Source organism: Mycetocola zhujimingii (assembly GCF_003065425.1).
In the GTDB taxonomy this organism is placed as follows: Bacteria; Actinomycetota; Actinomycetes; order Actinomycetales; family Microbacteriaceae; genus Mycetocola_A; species Mycetocola_A zhujimingii.
On sequence record NZ_CP026949.1, the window covers coordinates 2,411,171 to 2,427,993 of the forward strand.

Below are 16,823 nucleotides of genomic sequence, written 5' to 3' on the forward strand. Positions count from 1 at the left end.
TCCTACTTACGCTTCTTGGTGGCGGTACGGCGACGAACGATGAGCTTGTCGCTTTCCTTGTTCGGGTGGCGGGTGCGGCCTTCTTTCTGACCCCACGGGCTGACCGGGTGACGTCCACCGGAGGTCTTGCCCTCACCACCACCGTGCGGGTGGTCGACCGGGTTCATGGCGACACCACGCACGGTCGGGCGGATGCCCTTCCAGCGGCTGCGGCCGGCCTTACCCCAGTTGATGTTCGACTGCTCGGCGTTGCCGACCTCGCCGATGGTTGCGCGGCAGCGTGCGTCGACGTTGCGGATTTCACCGGACGGCAGACGAAGCTGCGCGTAGGGGCCATCCTTGGCGACGAGACGAACCGATGCGCCTGCTGAACGAGCCATCTTGGCGCCTCCACCCGGACGCAATTCGATTGCGTGGATGACGGTACCCGTTGGGATGTTCTTCAGCGGCAGGTTGTTGCCCGGCTTGATGTCAGCGCTTGCGCCCGACTCAACAACGTCGCCCTGTGCGAGCTTGTTGGGAGCCAGGATGTAGCGCTTGGTGCCGTCAACGTAGTGCAGGAGCGCGATGCGAGCCGTGCGGTTGGGGTCGTACTCGATGTGAGCGACGCGGGCGTTGACGCCGTCTTTGTCGTTACGACGGAAGTCGATAACGCGGTACTGGCGCTTGTGGCCACCACCGATGTGACGGGTCGTGATGCGGCCCTGGTTGTTGCGACCACCGGTCTTGGAGAGCGGACGCAGAAGCGACTTCTCCGGGGTCGAGCGGGTGATTTCAGCGAAATCAGAAACGCTCGATCCGCGACGACCAGGTGTCGTGGGCTTGTATTTGCGAATAGCCATAGTTTTTCCTTACGCCCCTTAGCCGACAGCCGTGAAGATGTCGATGGAACCGGACTTGAGCGTCACGATCGCGCGCTTGGTGTCCTTGCGCTTGCCCATACCGAACTTGGTACGACGAGTCTTGCCGGTGCGGTTCAGTGTGTTGACACTTGCGACCTCGACCTTGAAGATCTTCTCGATCGCGAGCTTGATCTCGGTCTTGTTCGAACGCGGGTCGACAACGAAGGTGTACTTACCCTCGTCGATCAAGCCGTAGCTCTTCTCGGAGACCACCGGCGAGATGATGATGTCGCGCGGGTCCTTGTGAATGTTGGACATGACTAGGCCTCCTCAGTGACGTCAGCCGACGAAGCAACAGCCTTGACCGACTTGCCCTTGACCGGACCGGCGACGAAAGCGTCGAACGCGGCCTTGGTGAAGATGATGTCGTCCGAGACGAGAACGTCGTACGCGTTCAGCTGGTCGTAGTTGATGACGTGAACGGATGGGATGTTGCGGACAGCCTTGTAGCTGAGCACGTCGTCACGCTCGAGAACGATGAGGACGTTCTCCGAGTTCGCAACCTGTGCCAGGTACTCGGTGGTTGCCTTGGTGACACGTTCCTCGGCGACGATGAAGGTCTCCACGACGTGGATACGCTCACCGCGTGCGCGGTCGGAGAGTGCGCCACGGAGGGCAGCAGCAATCATCTTCTTGGGGGTGCGCTGCGAGTAGTCGCGGGGCACTGGACCGTGAACGATGCCACCACCACGCATCTGAGGGGCGCGGATCGAGCCCTGACGAGCGCGACCTGTTCCCTTCTGCTTGAACGGCTTGCGGCCTGCACCGGAAACTTCACCACGACGCTTGGTCTTGTGGGTTCCCTGGCGGGCTGCAGCAAGCTGTGCCACAACGACCTGGTGGATGAGCGGGATGTTGGTCTGGACGTCGAACACCTCTGCGGGAAGATCGACCGTTCCGGTCTTCTTGCCCTTGGTGTCGAGAACGTCGACCGTAGCGATCCGAGTTGCGTCAGTCATAGGACTACGCTCCCTTCACTGCGTTGCGGACGAAAACGATGCGGCCACGAGCGCCGGGAACGGCACCCTTGACGAGCAGCAGGCCCTTCTCGGTGTCGACCGAGTGGACGTGGAGGTTCAGCACGGTGACGCGCTCTCCACCCATACGACCGGCCATGCGCATGCCCTTGAAGACACGGCTCGGGGTCGACGAAGCACCGATTGAACCGGGCTTGCGGTGGTTGCGGTGAGCACCGTGAGATGCGGAGACACCCTTGAAGTTGTGGCGCTTCATGACACCGGCGAAGCCCTTACCCTTGCTGGTTCCGACGACGTCGACCTTCTGGCCGGCCTCGAAGGTGCCTTCAACGGTGAGTTCCTGGCCGAGTGCGTAGTCGGATGCGTCAGCGGTGCGGACCTCGGTGACGTGACGGCGAGGCGTGACGCCTGCCTTGTCGAAGTGTCCGGCGTCCGGCTTGTTCACCTTGCGCGGGTCGATCTGGCCATAAGCGATCTGAACCGCGTTGTAGCCGTCAACCTCTGGCGTGCGAATCTGCGTCACAACGTTCGGGGTGATCTCGATAACGGTCACTGGCACGAGCTTGTTGTTCTCGTCCCAGACCTGAGTCATGCCAAGCTTCTTGCCGAGCAGACCCTTGCTGGTCTTGTTCTGCGTAGACATGCGTTCCCTTAGAGCTTGATCTCGATGTTGACGTCGGCAGGCAGGTCGAGTCGCATGAGCGAGTCGACGGCCTTCGGCGTCGGGTCGATGATGTCGATCAGACGCTTGTGGGTGCGCATTTCGAAGTGCTCCCGGCTGTCCTTGTACTTGTGAGGGGAACGGATGACAGCCACCACGTTCTTCTCGGTCGGAAGCGGCACGGGGCCGACAACCGTGGCACCCGCGCGGGTTACCGTGTCGACGATCTTGCGCGCCGAGGTGTCAATGACCTCGTGGTCGTATGACTTAAGTCGAATGCGGATCTTCTGTCCCGCCATGTTTGACTCACTCTCTGTCTTGCGTCTTACGAATTGCTTCGCATTGGACGCGCTTCTTAGCGTTTTTCAACGCTGGGCACCACTTGCTGTCGCACCACTATTTTTCTGTCAAGTCTTTGCCGGCCCCCGCCCGTGACTCGAGCTGAACGCGCAGATGTACTGACGTTCTGGCCGATGCCAATGTTGGGGGTTGCCGACCAAGTCGATGTTCTGCTGCCCGCGGCCTAGCTCTACTCTCAAGTGAGGGTGATCTATGCACTACCTGGCAGTGATTCCGGCGCTAAAGCACGGAAATGTTGAACTAGACGAGTCTGACAGATTGAACCCCGTTATGCAACCCGGGCGTGTCGCGTTGGGCGTGGCGGGATCGCCACTCGACCCCGCTCCCCCTCGCCGCCGTGCTGCTCCCCAGCCGGCGGCCCCTTGAGGGGTTGGGGCCGCCGGTGGACGTGACCGAGGGGATGCTGTCACGGTGCACTCCACTCTAGCTAAACATGATGAATCGTCATATACCGGCAGCATCGCGCTCGCACCCCAGTACAGGTGACTACGCACCGGACGTCGTCGACCTCACGCACAGGCGACCGCGCGGGCCACGGACATACGCCCCACGCACAAAAAGGGGGCCGGGCCCGAAGGGCCCGACCCCCTTCAGGGAATCGTCAGTAGCGAAAAACTACTTGATGATCTTGGTGACGGTACCAGCACCAACGGTGCGGCCACCCTCACGGATTGCGTAGCCGAGGCCCTCTTCCATGGCGATGGGCTGAATCAGCTCAACGGTCATTTCGGTGGTGTCGCCAGGCATGACCATCTCGGTGCCCTCGGGCAGCGTGATGACGCCGGTGACGTCCGTGGTGCGGAAGTAGAACTGCGGACGGTAGTTCGCGTAGAACGGGTTGTGACGTCCACCCTCTTCCTTTGACAGGATGTAGGCGGTGCCCTCGAAGTTGGTGTGAGGGGTAACTGAACCCGGCTTCACAACAACCTGTCCACGCTCAACGTCTTCGCGCTTGGTGCCACGAAGAAGAAGACCACAGTTCTCGCCGGCCCATGCCTCGTCGAGCTGCTTGTGGAACATTTCGATACCCGTGACGATGGTCTTCTGCGTCGGGCGGATGCCGACGATTTCAACCTCGGAGTTCAGGGCAAGGGTTCCACGCTCGGCGCGGCCCGTGACAACGGTTCCACGACCGGTGATCGTGAAGACGTCCTCGATCGGCATAAGGAACGGCTTGTCCTTGTCGCGAACCGGGTCGGGAATGTTGGAGTCAGCGGCTTCCATGAGCTCGAGAACCGAGTTGACCCACTTCTCGTCACCCTCGAGAGCCTTGAGGCCCGAAACGCGGATAACGGGAGCGTCGTCGCCGGGGAAGCCCTGGCTCGAGAGAAGCTCGCGGACCTCGAGCTCAACGAGCTCAAGGATTTCTTCGTCGTCAACCATGTCGGACTTGTTCAGTGCGACCATGAGGTACGGAACGCCGACCTGCTTCGCGAGCAGAACGTGCTCACGCGTCTGGGCCATCGGGCCGTCGGTTGCGGCAACCACGAGGATTGCGCCGTCCATCTGGGCAGCACCGGTGATCATGTTCTTGATGTAGTCGGCGTGGCCGGGTGCATCAACGTGAGCGTAGTGACGGTTGGGCGTCTCGTACTCGACGTGCGAAATGTTGATCGTGATGCCGCGCTGGCGCTCTTCGGGAGCGGAGTCGATCGACGCGAAGTCGCGCTGAACGTTCGTTGCCGAAGGGTACTTGTCAGCAAGCACCTTGGAGATGGCAGCGGTAAGCGTGGTCTTGCCGTGGTCGACGTGACCGATCGTACCGATGTTTACGTGCGGCTTGGTCCGCTCGAACTTGGCCTTAGCCACTATGGTCCTCCTCAGGACTGATGTAGCGACGCCGGGCACTGGATTGCAACCGGTTTACTACGGGGGTTTGTGTTTTTTATGTTACTAGGTCGCGGCTGGGGATATGCCTCCCCAGCCGCAGGGCGATTACTCGCCCTTGCTCTTCTGGATGATCTCCTCGGCGACAGCCTTCGGAACCTCCGCGTAGCTCTCGAATGCCATCGAGTACACGGCACGACCGGAGGTTTTGCTCCTCAGGTCACCGATGTAGCCGAACATTTCAGAGAGCGGGACTTTGGCGGTGATGACCTTCACGCCTGCTGCGTCTTCCATTGCCTGGATCTGGCCGCGGCGTGAGTTGATGTCACCGATGACGTCGCCCATGTACTCCTCGGGAGTGCGCACCTCAACGGCCATGAGCGGCTCAAGAAGAACCGGGTCAGCCTTGCGTGCGGCTTCCTTGAAGCCCATGGAACCCGCGATCTTGAACGCCATTTCTGACGAGTCAACATCGTGAGCCGCGCCGTCAAGCAGGATTGCCTTGACGCCGACGAGCGGGTACCCGGCAAGGATACCGACCTGAAGCGCATCCTGGAAACCAGCGTCGATGGACGGGATGTATTCGCGAGGGATACGTCCACCGGTGACCTTGTTGTCGAACTCGTAGGTCTGGTCAGCGGTGATCTCGAGCGGCTCGAGGCCGAACTGGATCTTCGCGAACTGGCCGGAACCACCGGTCTGCTTCTTGTGCGTGTAGTCGTGCTTCGGGACCGCGCGGCGGATCGTCTCACGGTAGGCGACCTGGGGCTTGCCCACGTTCGCCTCGACCTTGAACTCACGCTTCATGCGGTCGACGAGGATGTCGAGGTGGAGCTCGCCCATTCCGTGAATAACGGTCTGGCCGGTTTCCTGGTTCTGCTCGACGCGGAACGTCGGGTCTTCCTCGGCAAGCTTCTGGATAGCTGTTCCCAGCTTCTCCTGGTCCTGCTTGGTCTTCGGCTCGATTGCAACCGAGATGACCGGCTCAGGGAAGGTCATCGACTCGAGGACAACCTGGTTGTTCGGGTCACAGAGGGTGTCACCGGTTGTGGTGTCCTTGAGGCCGATAACCGCGTAGATGTGACCTGCGGTCACGAAGTCCACCGGGTTTTCCTTGTTGGCGTGCATCTGGAAGATCTTGCCGATGCGCTCCTTCTTGCCCTTGGTCGAGTTGATGACCTGGGCACCGGAGTCCAGGCGACCCGAGTACACGCGAATGTACGTGAGGCGTCCGAAGAACGGGTGGACAGCGACCTTGAAGGCGAGAGCCGCGAACGGCTCAGCAGCGTCCGGGTGGCGAAGGATGATCTTCTCTTCGTCGCGCGGGTCGCGTGCCTCGGTTGCCGGAACATCGAGCGGGTTCGGCAGGTAGTCGATGACAGCGTCAAGCATCGGCTGAACGCCGCGGTTCTTGAACGCTGAACCACAGAGAACCGGGTAGATCTCGCTGTTCACGGTGAGCTTGCGGATCGCAGCCTTGATCTCAGCAACGGTCAGCTCTTCGCCACTGAAGTACTTCTCCATCAGCGCGTCATCGGTCTCTGCGACGGTCTCGAGGAGGAGCTTGCGGTATTCAGCAGCCTTCTCGGCGAGGTCGGCGGGGATCTCTTCGATGGCGTACTTGGCGCCCATCTCGACGTCACCCTTGCTGTCGCCGCGCCACGTAAGCGCGCGCATCTCAACGAGGTCAACAACGCCCTCGAACTCGCTCTCAGCGCCGATGGGCAGCTGAATGACGAGGGGCTTGGCGCCGAGGCGCTTGATGATGGTGTCGACGGTGAAGTAGAAGTCAGCGCCGAGCTTGTCCATCTTGTTGACGAAGCAGATGCGCGGGACGTCGTACTTGTCGGCCTGGCGCCAGACGGTCTCGGACTGGGGCTCAACGCCCTCCTTGCCGTCGAACACTGCGACAGCACCGTCGAGGACGCGGAGCGAACGCTCCACCTCAACCGTGAAGTCGACGTGACCGGGGGTGTCGATGATGTTGATCTGGTTGCCGCCCCAGAAACACGTGGTGGCGGCGGAGGTGATCGTGATGCCACGCTCCTGCTCCTGCTCCATCCAGTCCATCGTGGAGGCACCGTCGTGCGTCTCACCGATCTTGTGGTTGACGCCCGTGTAGAACAGGATGCGCTCAGTTGTGGTGGTTTTACCGGCATCGATGTGGGCCATGATGCCAATGTTGCGGACCTTGTTCAGGTCGGTGAGCACGTCAAGTGCCACTGGGTTCCTCCAGGAAGTTTGGTGAGATGAGGGTGAACAGGCAGGCGGATGCCTCGACACGCGTGTCGAGGCATCCTGCCGCCGTGACTACCAGCGGTAGTGCGCGAATGCCTTGTTCGACTCGGCCATCTTGTGCGTGTCTTCGCGGCGCTTGACCGCGGCACCGAGGCCGTTTGATGCGTCGAGAATCTCGTTCATGAGACGCTCTGTCATTGTCTTTTCGCGGCGACCCTTTGCGTAGCTGGTGAGCCAGCGGAGTGCGAGGGTGTTTGCGCGGTGCGGCTTGACTTCGATCGGCACCTGGTAGGTCGATCCACCGACACGGCGTGACCGGACCTCGAGGGTCGGACGAACGTTGTCGAGCGCCTTCTTCAGTGTGACGACGGCGTCCTGGCCATTCTTAGCCGAAACGCCTTCGAGCGCTGTGTAAACAATGCGCTCTGCGAGGCCCTTCTTGCCGTCAACGAGAATCTTGTTGACGAGCTGGCTGACGATGGGTGCGCCGTAGACGGGGTCTGCGACGACGGGGCGCTTTGGTGCTGGTCCCTTACGAGGCATTACTTCTTCTCCATCTTTGCGCCGTAGCGGCTGCGAGCCTGCTTGCGGTTCTTCACGGCCTGCGTGTCAAGTGCGCCACGAATGATCTTGTAACGGACACCAGGAAGGTCCTTTACTCGTCCACCACGGACCAGGACCATGGAGTGCTCCTGGAGGTTGTGGCCTTCACCTGGGATGTAGGCGGTGACCTCGGTGCCGTTGGAGAGCTTCACACGAGCGACCTTGCGCATCGCCGAGTTCGGCTTCTTCGGGGTTGTGGTGTACACACGGGTGCAAACGCCACGCTGCTGGGGGTTGGCCTTAAGAGCGGGAGCCTTGGTCTTGGTGACCTTCGGCGTGCGACCCTTACGGACCAACTGCTGAATAGTTGGCACTACTTCTCCTTGTTTGTGCTGCACGGTGACAGCGGCAATGTTGCTAGCATTCGCGCGAGGCGAGTTCAATGGACCCACCGGCAGCGCAGAAGAGCGCGGCTTTTGGTGTGATGGGTATGCCGTGGGAGCCGGCGCTTATGGCAATCCGACCCAGTGTGTGAGAGTTGCCTGACCTCAAGCGGACCGTTTCGGGCTCGAGTTAAGAGCGCGACAAAGCGCACACCCCTAAATACTACCCGGGGGTAGCCCCGCGGTCAAGCGAAGGGCGCCTCTGCCTGGCCCTGTCGCGCGAGCGGCGTCCGCGACTGAGCCGGCCATAACCGCAGTCAGGCGACTGCGGCCGCGGCCGGCTCAGGAGTGTAGCTGGATGCGCGGAATTGCGCGACGATGTGTCCGTGTATCAGGGCACGTAGACGAACGTGGCGCCGTCCTCACCGAACGCCTCGACGTACCCATCGACGTCGAACGGGAATGAATCGGTCGCGATCGGTCCCGTCGCGCCGGTCAGCGGATCCCTCGCGTCAGCGCCAGCCTGGGCACTGCCATCGGTGTCCGTGGAAACAGGCCAGGTCCCATCGGCGAATTCTCCGATGGTAAAGGTCGGCCTGGTCACGGTCCACGTGAAGTTCGAGAGTTCATATCCCTCCGAGTTCGTCGCCCAGAATGGGCAGCCGGCCGGAGCGAGGTCCGTCGAGGCAACACAGGCGTCCAGCCACGCGTTGACCGCATCGGTGGCAGCTGTCGTTCCCTCTTCGGTGAGTGCGATCTCGAGCGTCGGCGCCTCTGCGGCCTCCGCTTCAACGCCGAATCCGACGACGGATGCCGACACCTCCTCGGCACTGTACCAATCGTTCTCTCCGCCAAGGGCGATCGGATATGTGCCGGGAAGAACGCGGAGGGTGTACACCCCGTCATCCTTCTTCAACTCGGAGATGTCGACTCCGGCAACCTCGACGACCGCGTCGTCCGGTGCGTTGATTCCGACCGCGATGCTGGAAAGGGGCGGGGACTCGAGCTGCCAGTTGTCAAAGAAGACGGCGTCCTTACCCTGCTTGACCAGGGTGAACTCCTGGTCATACTTCTCGCCGGCCTGGGTGATGCTCGCCGTCACGGTGGCGGTGTCGCCCTCAACGGAAACGTCGCCGAGCGTGTACCTGGTGATGCGGTCATCGACGTCGGCGTATGCCTTCTTGGTGAGGAGAAGGTCGGTCTTTTCCACCTTGGTGTCCGAGACCTCAAAGGCACCGGAGACGTCGCCCTTCTTGAGAGCGTCGAGGTACGCCTTCACTTCGAGCTCTGGTGCGTGGGCGGACGAACCGACGCCGAACGCTACGGCGCCGCCGATCCCGAGAAGAAGGACTGCGGTGCCCCCTGCGATCCAGGGCACGAGGCTCTTCTTTTTCCTGGGAGCCGGTGGAGTCGACGGGGCACCGGCGGGGTAGGCAGCCGTCGGGGGCTGTGGGGGGTACCCCGCTCCGCCGGCTGGCTGACCCATCGACGGGCCGGCAACGGGTGGCGCCTGCTGGGGGTAGGAAGCCGCACCCTGGTGCGCGCCGGGCGGAGTCGGCTGGCTCTGCTGGCCGAACTGCGGTGCGGCCGTCGGAGATGCCGGCTGCTGAACGGGGAGCGCTGGAACGGCAGGCGTTGCCTGTGGGTGCGAGGGCTGCGAAGCCGGGTACGGCTGCTGCGGCGGGTACGTGGGCTGCGGCGCTGCCGGCTGTCCCTGATGCGGGTTGGGCTGCGGCGCTGCCGGCTGCCCCTGATGCGGGTTGGGCTGCGGCGCTGCCGGCGAGGTCGACTGTCCCTCGTGCGGCTGGACCGGCTGCTGACCCGGCTGCGGCGGCTGCGGCTGCGGCTGCCCCCACGGGTTCGGCTCGGCGGGCTGGCCCCACGGATTCTGCTGTCCTGTGTTGTCGTTTGTCATGTCTCCCCGATTGATGGCGTGCGACTGCAGCGCAAGCATATCGATCAGAAGCGCTCACCATGTTGGGCACAAGTCCCCATCTTCAGGGGGCGAAAAACAGAATTTGCCGGGGCGGATGACGCATGATCGTTGGAAAAGCGCGCCAGTTTGCCCCCGGCCGCGTCACCAGGAGGGCGGCGAGTCCAGCTCGAGTGTCAGGTCGGCGAGAAGAGCCTCGATCTGGGGCTCGACGTAGAGAGCGACAGCCGCCAGAATCCGCTCACGGTGGGGAGCGATCGCGAGGCAGACGAGCTTGCCCGCGTGGATGGCGCACTCATCGGCGAGCCTGATTTCTGTGCGAAGCGCAGACTTCTCTTCCTCGGACAGGGGCGCGGGAACCGCCTCGGGTTCCGCCACCTCCTGTCCGGCCAGACCAGCGAGGGTGAACAGGTATGGCTCCCCCGGTACCGGGTCAGGATCGACGGGCAGACCGTCGTACTCAGGCTCCAGTCCGCGGTCAGGGCGGTACGACCGTGCCTTGCTCTCCTCGGCGGCCTTCAGCTCGCGCTGGAGGAGTGGGAGATTACGCTCCGTGTACTCGTCGACGACCTCGTCGACGATGGCCTTGATCCTGGTCGACAGCCCATGCTGGACGGTGTGCGGAACGTCACGGTCAAGCCCGACAGCGGCCATCACCGGGGAGCCGAAGCAGCGGCGACACAAGCGTGTTCGCCCGCGGTGCGTCGACGGTCGCCATCGCGGCAACCACTCAAGCCACGCGTCGACCGCCTGGCTGACCCTCGTGTCGAGCGACCGATCCATGACTCTGAGGGTACCTCGCTACTTCTCCCACGGCCACAGAGGGCGCGCCGGATGCGAACCCCCGGCGGCCAGGATGAGGGCGAAGGCCAGGTACACGACGACCGCGAGGACACCGACCGCCACTCCGTACAACCGCAGGATCGCATCCGCGGCGAACAGCATCCCCGCGAAGAGCTCATCCGCCGCTGCCGCATAGAGAATCGAGCCGACGAGCGCGTATGCGGCCCAGGCAAAGATCCCGGTTGAGATGGCGCGCCCCAGGGGAACCCGCACCGGGTCGCCGAGCGATGCTTCGGCGGAGCGCCGCACCGCGGCCTCGTACTGCCGTGCGGCGCCGAGGAGAGCGAACAGGACAACGGCCACGGCGGCAGCGGCGGCCGCTGGCCCGACGAGTGGACCGGCGTCCGGTCGGGCGACGACCTCGGTGTCCGTCAGCAGGCTGATGAATCCAAAGGCGCAGACGACGAGCGCGAAATACGTGAACGTCGCGAAGACCGACAGCACGTACGAGTATGGCGTCGGCCTGTTCCCGCTCTCCTCGGGTGACACTGACACGGTCAGCCCAGCCTCACCGCAACCCGGTACTCGCCGAACCTGATGTCAACACCAGGCAGCAGTGGAGTGGGTACCTCGGGAAGGCACGGCGTGAGGCTGCCGTCCTGAGCCACGAGAAACGTCCCGTTCGTTGAGTTCAGGTCGACCACCCAGGCGCCGCCCGCTGAGACGCCGAGCGCCGCGTGCGTCTTCGATACGCTTCGCTCGACGTCGTGGAGCCTCGCGAGCACGCTTGCCGGGTACCCCTCCTGCCGCAGCGGATCACGGCCAACGACGAGGCCGCCAGCGAGCGGAAGGACTGTGCCGTCCGGGAGTACCAGACTCGGGGCGGCGGAAGCGTCGCGCTCGTGGTTCCTGCCGGGAGCCGGTGCCTGTGGGGTCGGTGCCTGTGGGGTCGGTGCTGGACCGAACCCGGGCTTCGCGACGGGCACGACGGCGGGGAAATCAGAAGACGGCACGGTGTCAGGGTCGAAGTTGATGCCGGGAGGCATGCCGATTTTGAACTTGGCCGGCTCAGGCTCTGACTCGGCGCTCACGCGCGGGTCGGCGTTCCCGGCACCGGGCATTGGCACCGCCGGCACCGCCGGCACCGGTGATGCCGGTGCGCCGGGCGCGGCCGGAACTCCGGGCACGGCGGGGATACCACCATCGGATGCGCGAGCCACGCCGACCGGCGGAAGGGGCGGCCGCGGCGGAATAGGGTTGCCGTTCCACTCATCGGGGAACTCTGAACCGTTCGTCATTTCTGGCTCTCCCCCTTCGCACGTCTGCGCGACCTGCCCTTGTGCGCCGCCTGCCGCGTCGAGCCCGTTGTCGAGCCCGTTTTCCTCGAACTGACACGGAACCTGCTGAGTTGACGGCGCCACCAGCCTACAGCGGCAGCGGCGGCTACCGACGACCGTTCGGATGCCTGCCACAGTCCGTCCACATGCTCGTCCGTGGCGTCGACACCCGCGAAGACAGCTTCATCGGCGCCGTCCGCGAGGCGGGTCAGGACAGTGCCAGCATCCTCGCCGTCGCTCGCCCCGGCATCCGTCGACTCGCCCTGGGCAGTTGCGTGCGAACTGACCTGTGTTCCCAGGTCCCTCGCGAGCATGCCGCGGGTGCCGACGGCAGGGACGCTGAAGCCGAGCTCGGTGAAACTGTCGAGAGCTTCGTCCCACGCACCGGCAGCACGCGCGTCGGCCGTCGCGGCCTCGCGCCGCCTCTTCCTGCGCCTCGATTTGATCAGGGCGATCACGAGGAGGGGAACGAGATAGAGCACGAGCGGGACGCCGACGATCCACAGAATGGCGACGAGCCAGCCGGGAAGCTCGAACGCGTCGTCATCTTTCTTCTCGTCGTCGCTGTCGTTGATGTCGACATTGGTGAGGAGATCTTCTGCCTGCTTCTCGGCCCGGGGCGGCTGCCGTACCTGCGGCTGCGGTTCGGTCTTCGGCTTGGGGTTCTGGTCCTGCGGGATCTCCTTTTCGTCGGGCGTCGGCGAGAACGAAATCCAGCCGACACCTTCGAATGGAACCTCAACCCACGCGGTGATGTCCTCACCGGTGATGGTGACCTCTGCACCCTCCTCGATGTTCTCCGGTGCGAATCCCATCACCACGCGCGCCGGATAGCCGAGGGAACGTGCCATCAGGGCAAAGGCCGCCGCGAACTGTTCCTCATCGCCGATCATCTGGTTGCGGGTGAAGAGCTCTTCGATCCGGTCGGCGCCGTGTCCAGCCCGCGATGGGACGGCATCAGAGGCAAGGCCGTGGCTGAGGAATCCGTTGGCCTTGAGCTGTCGCTCGATCTCACGCAACTGCGCAACCGGGGTCGTCGCGGTTCCGACGTACTCGGCCGCCTTGGCGGTGACCACGTCAGGCACCTTGTCGACGGCTGGCAGCGTGACATCCGCCGTCGGGACGTTCTTCAGGGCCTCGTCGGAGTACACGTCCTGGATCTGGGCGTCGAAGCTGTAGCTGTAGCCCTTGTCGACCCCGGAGGTGAGCACCGTCGTCGCCGTCGCCGCGTTGTACCGAAGGTCCTGTGTCTTGTCCTCCGGCTCGGTGGGGAGGGTCAGCTTCGTCGGGTATCCGACGACGGGCACCCAGACCCCCGAGTACGCGCCAACTGACACAGTGACGGATCGTGAGGACTCGGAGACCAGGAGCGGCGCGTCTGGCATCCTCTCGCCGACGAGGCTGAACGAACCGGAGCCGCCGGTCTGGGTTTCGGGGCCAGCGACGTCCCACAGCCTGCCATCGTAGGTGTCCATGACGGCGAGACGAATCTTGTCCGCCGCCTTGAGACCGGTCACCGTCATGAGTTCGGACTCACCGAGGTCCTTGGTGTATTTGCGGAAACCGGCGAGCGGGCTCGGGTAGTCCTCCGGGTCGAACGGCGGGACGACCTTCTCTCTCAGCACGAACCGGGACTCAGGAGCGGGCACGAGTGCTGACCCGGCCAAACCGGTGACCAGGGTCGCCGCGACAACGATGATCGCCGTGCCGATGAGCTTGTTCCGGTTGAGTCCCTTGCGCTCCTGGAGACTCGCGTTGTTCGCGGATCCCTTGCGCCAGCCGAGCCACACGAGGGCGACGACAGCGAAGGCGATCCCGCGCAGCGTCGCGAGGAACGGTGTCTGCGTTCCGATGAGCACGCCCATGACGTACAGCAGGATCGGGCCGATGAGCAGGATGGCGAGCCGCAACGGGGTGCGGTCGTGCCGCGGCATCCACCGAAGGACAAGCACCGCCGACACCAGACCGACGAGCCAGCCCGCCGCATATGGCAGCACGGTGATGTAGTCGGGCGCACCGACGGGTGCCGCGAGCGTGACGATGTCTGCCCACCCGAACACCGAGCCGAGCGCGAGGCCGCGGAGCGTCTGAAGCGTTGGGAGCACGGCGAAGAGGGCATACCCCGGCATGGCCAGGGCGCTGCCCAGAATAAAGTAGACGGCAATTGCGCCGAGCGCCGTGACGAAAGCGTTGAGCCGGAAGCGGTGAGAGAGATAGCCCGCTCCCGTACCGACAAGGACGCCGCCGATGCCGGCGAGGAGGTAGCCGGTGTCTCCGAACGCCGGAGCGAATCCCCACACACCGACGAGCGAGAGCGCCGTCACAACCGCGAGGTCCCGCCACGTCGCCGCCGACACGGTTCCACGGGGAAGCTGGGGTGCCGGTACGCCCGGCGCGCGCGGCGGCCGTGCCCCGCTGCGTGAGAGCTTCGGCATCTTCGGTTTTTTCCGTCGCGTGGTGCCGGCGGATGGTTCGGCGGGAGCGGGCGCGGGTTTGGCCGCTCGGACCGTCCTGTCGTCGATGGGCTCGCTCATACCGCCCTCGCCATCACTCGGGGCAGGTCGCTGAGCGCGCCGATGGTAATGATTGCGAGACCAGCGACATCCTGGATCCTGGCCCGTGCGCCGGTTTCGATCCGGAGCGCCAGAACGTTGGTCTCGCCGCCGAACAGTCGCTGGATTGATCGGTAATCTGTCGCGTCCATGAGCGACCCGGCGACGATGACCACGACGCTCGGTGGCGGCAGCCGTTTGGTCGCCTCCCTGACGAAGTCCCTGGCGGATGCCGTCGAACCGGCGATCGACTCGATCCGGCACGTGTCGTCGAGCAGCGACGTCACCGAGTGCGTCTTCAGGATCCGGTCTTCCGTCACAACGCTGATCTGCGTGCCGTCGCGGATCACCTGTGAGCCGATGGATGCCATGACCGATACCGCGAGTTCGAATTCGGCGTCGTCGGCGTAATAGCGAGTGTCACTCGAGGCGATGATCGTGAGCTGGCTGCGGCGGGATTCCTCGAATTGCCGCACCATAAGCTGCCCGGTGCGGGCCGATGTACGCCAGTGCACGTAACGAACATCATCGCCGGTGACGTAGGCGCGCAGCGCGTGGAACGAAATGTCGTTGTTCGTGATCTTCTTGGTGACCTGGCCCTCGAGGTCGCGGACCAGTCCGGCTGCCGTCGGGTGAAGCCGGGTCGTGACGGGGTGCACGAACAACTCGATCTGGTCGGTCCATCGCACGGCCCTGCGGAAAAGTCCCAGTTGGTCGCCGCGCACCGAGACCGCAGGACCGGCGAGAATCACGGCTCGACGGTTCGTCGGCACGGCGAAGAGCTCTTCGGTGTCCTCGCCGGGTTTCAGGCCACCGATGGCGAACTCGGCGAGGCCCTCCCCCACCGGTACCTCCAGCGTCGTCGCCGTTGACGGACGCTTGCCAATGTTGGTCACAAGCACGCGGCCGATGGCACGGTCGCCAACGGTCACGCGGCGCGGGTTGAGTTCGATGTCGATGGAGTAGCTCGATCGGCCGATCAGGAAGAACAGGGCAACGACAGCGGCGACAAGGAGGGTGAGACCGATGAACGTCAGTTCAGGCCAGCCGAGCAGCAATCCGCCGGTCAAGGCGACGGCCCCCGCCACCAGCACGAGGGCCCCGAGGCCCGAAATGACCTGGACGTACGGGGCAACGAACCGCCATCCGCCGGCGGCCAGCCGCGACCCGGCTCGCCAGGCGGCTGTCGCTCCTGAGCGCGCAGAGGCTGCGACCGGGGCGAGCGGGTTAGCCCGCCGGCGTTTCTCCGGCGGCAGCACGAACTCACCGGTCACGTCGGCACCGCTTGTATCGGGTGCCGGCGCGATCGGTGGCGCGTCGAGGCTCGTGGTCATGTGAGGAACGGCGATCAGGCTGCGCGATACGCGGGAACAGGGAGGTCGACGAGGATGCCGGAGACGATGTCCTCTGCCTTCACCCCGGCGAACTCACTCTCGGCATCGACGATCAGGCGGTGCGCGAGGACGGGGATCGCCAGCGTGTTGACGTCATCAGGCGTTGCGTAGGTCCTGCCGTGTCCGAGCGCCCAGGTCTTGATCATCCGGGCGAGCGCGAGGCCACCGCGCATGCTGACACCCAGAGCGACATCCTTGTGCGAACGCGTCGCGTGCACGATGTCGGTGATGTATTCCATGACCGAGCGGTCGACGTGAACCTCGGATGCCAGTTGAGACATCGCGATGAGCGACGGCGCCCCGATGATCGGCGTGATTTTCGACGAGCGCGATCGGTTGGCGGCGTCGAGAAGCAGGCTCACCGCGGTATCCCTGTCCGGGTAGCCGAGCGACGTCTTGATCAGGAAGCGGTCGAGCTGGGCTTCGGGGAGTTTGTACGTTCCCGCCTGTTCAACCGGGTTCTGGGTGGCGATCACCATGAACGGCTTCCCAACGGGGTAGCTCTCGCCATCCACCGTGACGACGCCCTCTTCCATCACCTCGAGCAGCGCTGACTGGGTCTTCGGCGACGCACGGTTGATCTCATCCGCGAGTACGACAGACGCGAAGATCGGGCCCTTGTGGAACTCGAACTTGTTCGACGACTGGTTGTAGATCGTGACTCCTGTCACGTCGGACGGCAGCAGGTCGGGGGTGAACTGGATGCGGGAGTTCGTTCCCTCGAGGGTGTTCGCGAGCGCCTTCGCGAGCACAGTCTTTCCCGTGCCGGGGAAGTCTTCGAGGAGCACGTGGCCCTCGCTCAGCATCGAGGCGATGACCAGCTTGATCGTTTCCTCCTTGCCGAGAATGGCCTGCCCCACGTTGTCGACGAGGGAATCGAAGGCGCCCTGGAACCATGCGGCCTGTTCTGAAGTGACACTCACTGTTTCTGCT

Annotated in this window: 16 protein-coding genes; all 16 read right to left on the reverse strand. The window is 63.9% G+C overall.

Features of this window, described 5'->3' with window-relative positions; genetic code table 11:
• Positions 1-2 precede the first annotated feature (2 nt).
• The 16 genes from rplB to C3E77_RS11655 all read right to left on the reverse strand — a co-directional run bounded on the left by rplB (position 3) and on the right by C3E77_RS11655 (position 16,813).
• The gene (rplB, locus tag C3E77_RS11580) at positions 3-842 is read right to left on the reverse strand and encodes a 50S ribosomal protein L2 (protein WP_108391776.1); all 840 of its coding nucleotides are present in this window, start codon (positions 840-842) and stop codon (positions 3-5) included.
• An 18-nt stretch (positions 843-860) separates the two neighbouring features.
• Positions 861-1,160, reverse strand: a complete 300-nt coding sequence (gene rplW / locus C3E77_RS11585) for a 50S ribosomal protein L23 (protein ID WP_108391777.1) — start codon at positions 1,158-1,160, stop codon at positions 861-863.
• A 2-nt stretch (positions 1,161-1,162) separates the two neighbouring features.
• A complete protein-coding gene (rplD, locus tag C3E77_RS11590; protein ID WP_108391778.1) occupies positions 1,163-1,861 on the reverse strand; it encodes a 50S ribosomal protein L4 in 699 nt (232 codons plus the stop codon).
• 4 nt (positions 1,862-1,865) lie between these two features.
• Positions 1,866-2,522, reverse strand: coding sequence for a 50S ribosomal protein L3 (rplC, locus tag C3E77_RS11595; RefSeq protein ID WP_108391779.1), 657 nt, complete (start codon positions 2,520-2,522; stop codon positions 1,866-1,868).
• 8 nt (positions 2,523-2,530) lie between these two features.
• Complete coding sequence (gene rpsJ / locus C3E77_RS11600) at positions 2,531-2,839, reverse strand: 30S ribosomal protein S10 (RefSeq protein WP_022895514.1); 309 nt, start codon at positions 2,837-2,839, stop codon at positions 2,531-2,533.
• 676 nt (positions 2,840-3,515) lie between these two features.
• Entirely contained in the window at positions 3,516-4,709 is a 1,194-nt protein-coding gene (gene tuf / locus C3E77_RS11605) for an elongation factor Tu (protein ID WP_108391780.1), read from the reverse strand.
• Between the two features lie 126 nt (positions 4,710-4,835).
• Positions 4,836-6,950 (reverse strand): elongation factor G, encoded by a 2,115-nt coding sequence (gene fusA, locus C3E77_RS11610; protein WP_108391781.1) that lies wholly within the window; start codon positions 6,948-6,950, stop codon positions 4,836-4,838.
• 87 nt (positions 6,951-7,037) lie between these two features.
• Positions 7,038-7,508, reverse strand: coding sequence for a 30S ribosomal protein S7 (gene rpsG, locus C3E77_RS11615; protein WP_108391782.1), 471 nt, complete (start codon positions 7,506-7,508; stop codon positions 7,038-7,040).
• Complete coding sequence (gene rpsL / locus C3E77_RS11620; RefSeq protein WP_108391783.1) at positions 7,508-7,882, reverse strand: 30S ribosomal protein S12; 375 nt, start codon at positions 7,880-7,882, stop codon at positions 7,508-7,510. Before rpsL ends, rpsG begins: the two co-directional genes overlap by 1 nt.
• 400 nt (positions 7,883-8,282) lie before the next feature.
• The gene (locus C3E77_RS11625) at positions 8,283-9,806 is read right to left on the reverse strand and encodes a zinc ribbon domain-containing protein (protein ID WP_162924991.1); all 1,524 of its coding nucleotides are present in this window, start codon (positions 9,804-9,806) and stop codon (positions 8,283-8,285) included.
• A 162-nt stretch (positions 9,807-9,968) separates the two neighbouring features.
• Complete coding sequence (locus C3E77_RS11630; protein ID WP_108391785.1) at positions 9,969-10,607, reverse strand: spermidine/putrescine ABC transporter substrate-binding protein; 639 nt, start codon at positions 10,605-10,607, stop codon at positions 9,969-9,971.
• A gap of 18 nt (positions 10,608-10,625) precedes the next feature.
• Positions 10,626-11,162, reverse strand: coding sequence for a DUF6121 family protein (locus tag C3E77_RS11635; RefSeq protein WP_162924992.1), 537 nt, complete (start codon positions 11,160-11,162; stop codon positions 10,626-10,628).
• Positions 11,163-11,164: 2 nt separating this feature from the next.
• Positions 11,165-11,905 (reverse strand): FHA domain-containing protein, encoded by a 741-nt coding sequence (locus C3E77_RS11640; protein ID WP_108391787.1) that lies wholly within the window; start codon positions 11,903-11,905, stop codon positions 11,165-11,167.
• Positions 11,902-14,478, reverse strand: coding sequence for a transglutaminase TgpA family protein (locus tag C3E77_RS11645; protein ID WP_108391788.1), 2,577 nt, complete (start codon positions 14,476-14,478; stop codon positions 11,902-11,904). Before C3E77_RS11645 ends, C3E77_RS11640 begins: the two co-directional genes overlap by 4 nt.
• A complete protein-coding gene (locus C3E77_RS11650) occupies positions 14,475-15,830 on the reverse strand; it encodes a DUF58 domain-containing protein (RefSeq protein WP_108391789.1) in 1,356 nt (451 codons plus the stop codon). The genes C3E77_RS11645 and C3E77_RS11650 overlap by 4 nt, the downstream gene beginning before the upstream one ends.
• A 14-nt stretch (positions 15,831-15,844) precedes the next feature.
• Positions 15,845-16,813: an AAA family ATPase gene (locus C3E77_RS11655; protein WP_108962902.1), complete on the reverse strand. Its 969-nt coding sequence runs from the start codon at positions 16,811-16,813 to the stop codon at positions 15,845-15,847.
• Positions 16,814-16,823: the final 10 nt, after the last annotated feature.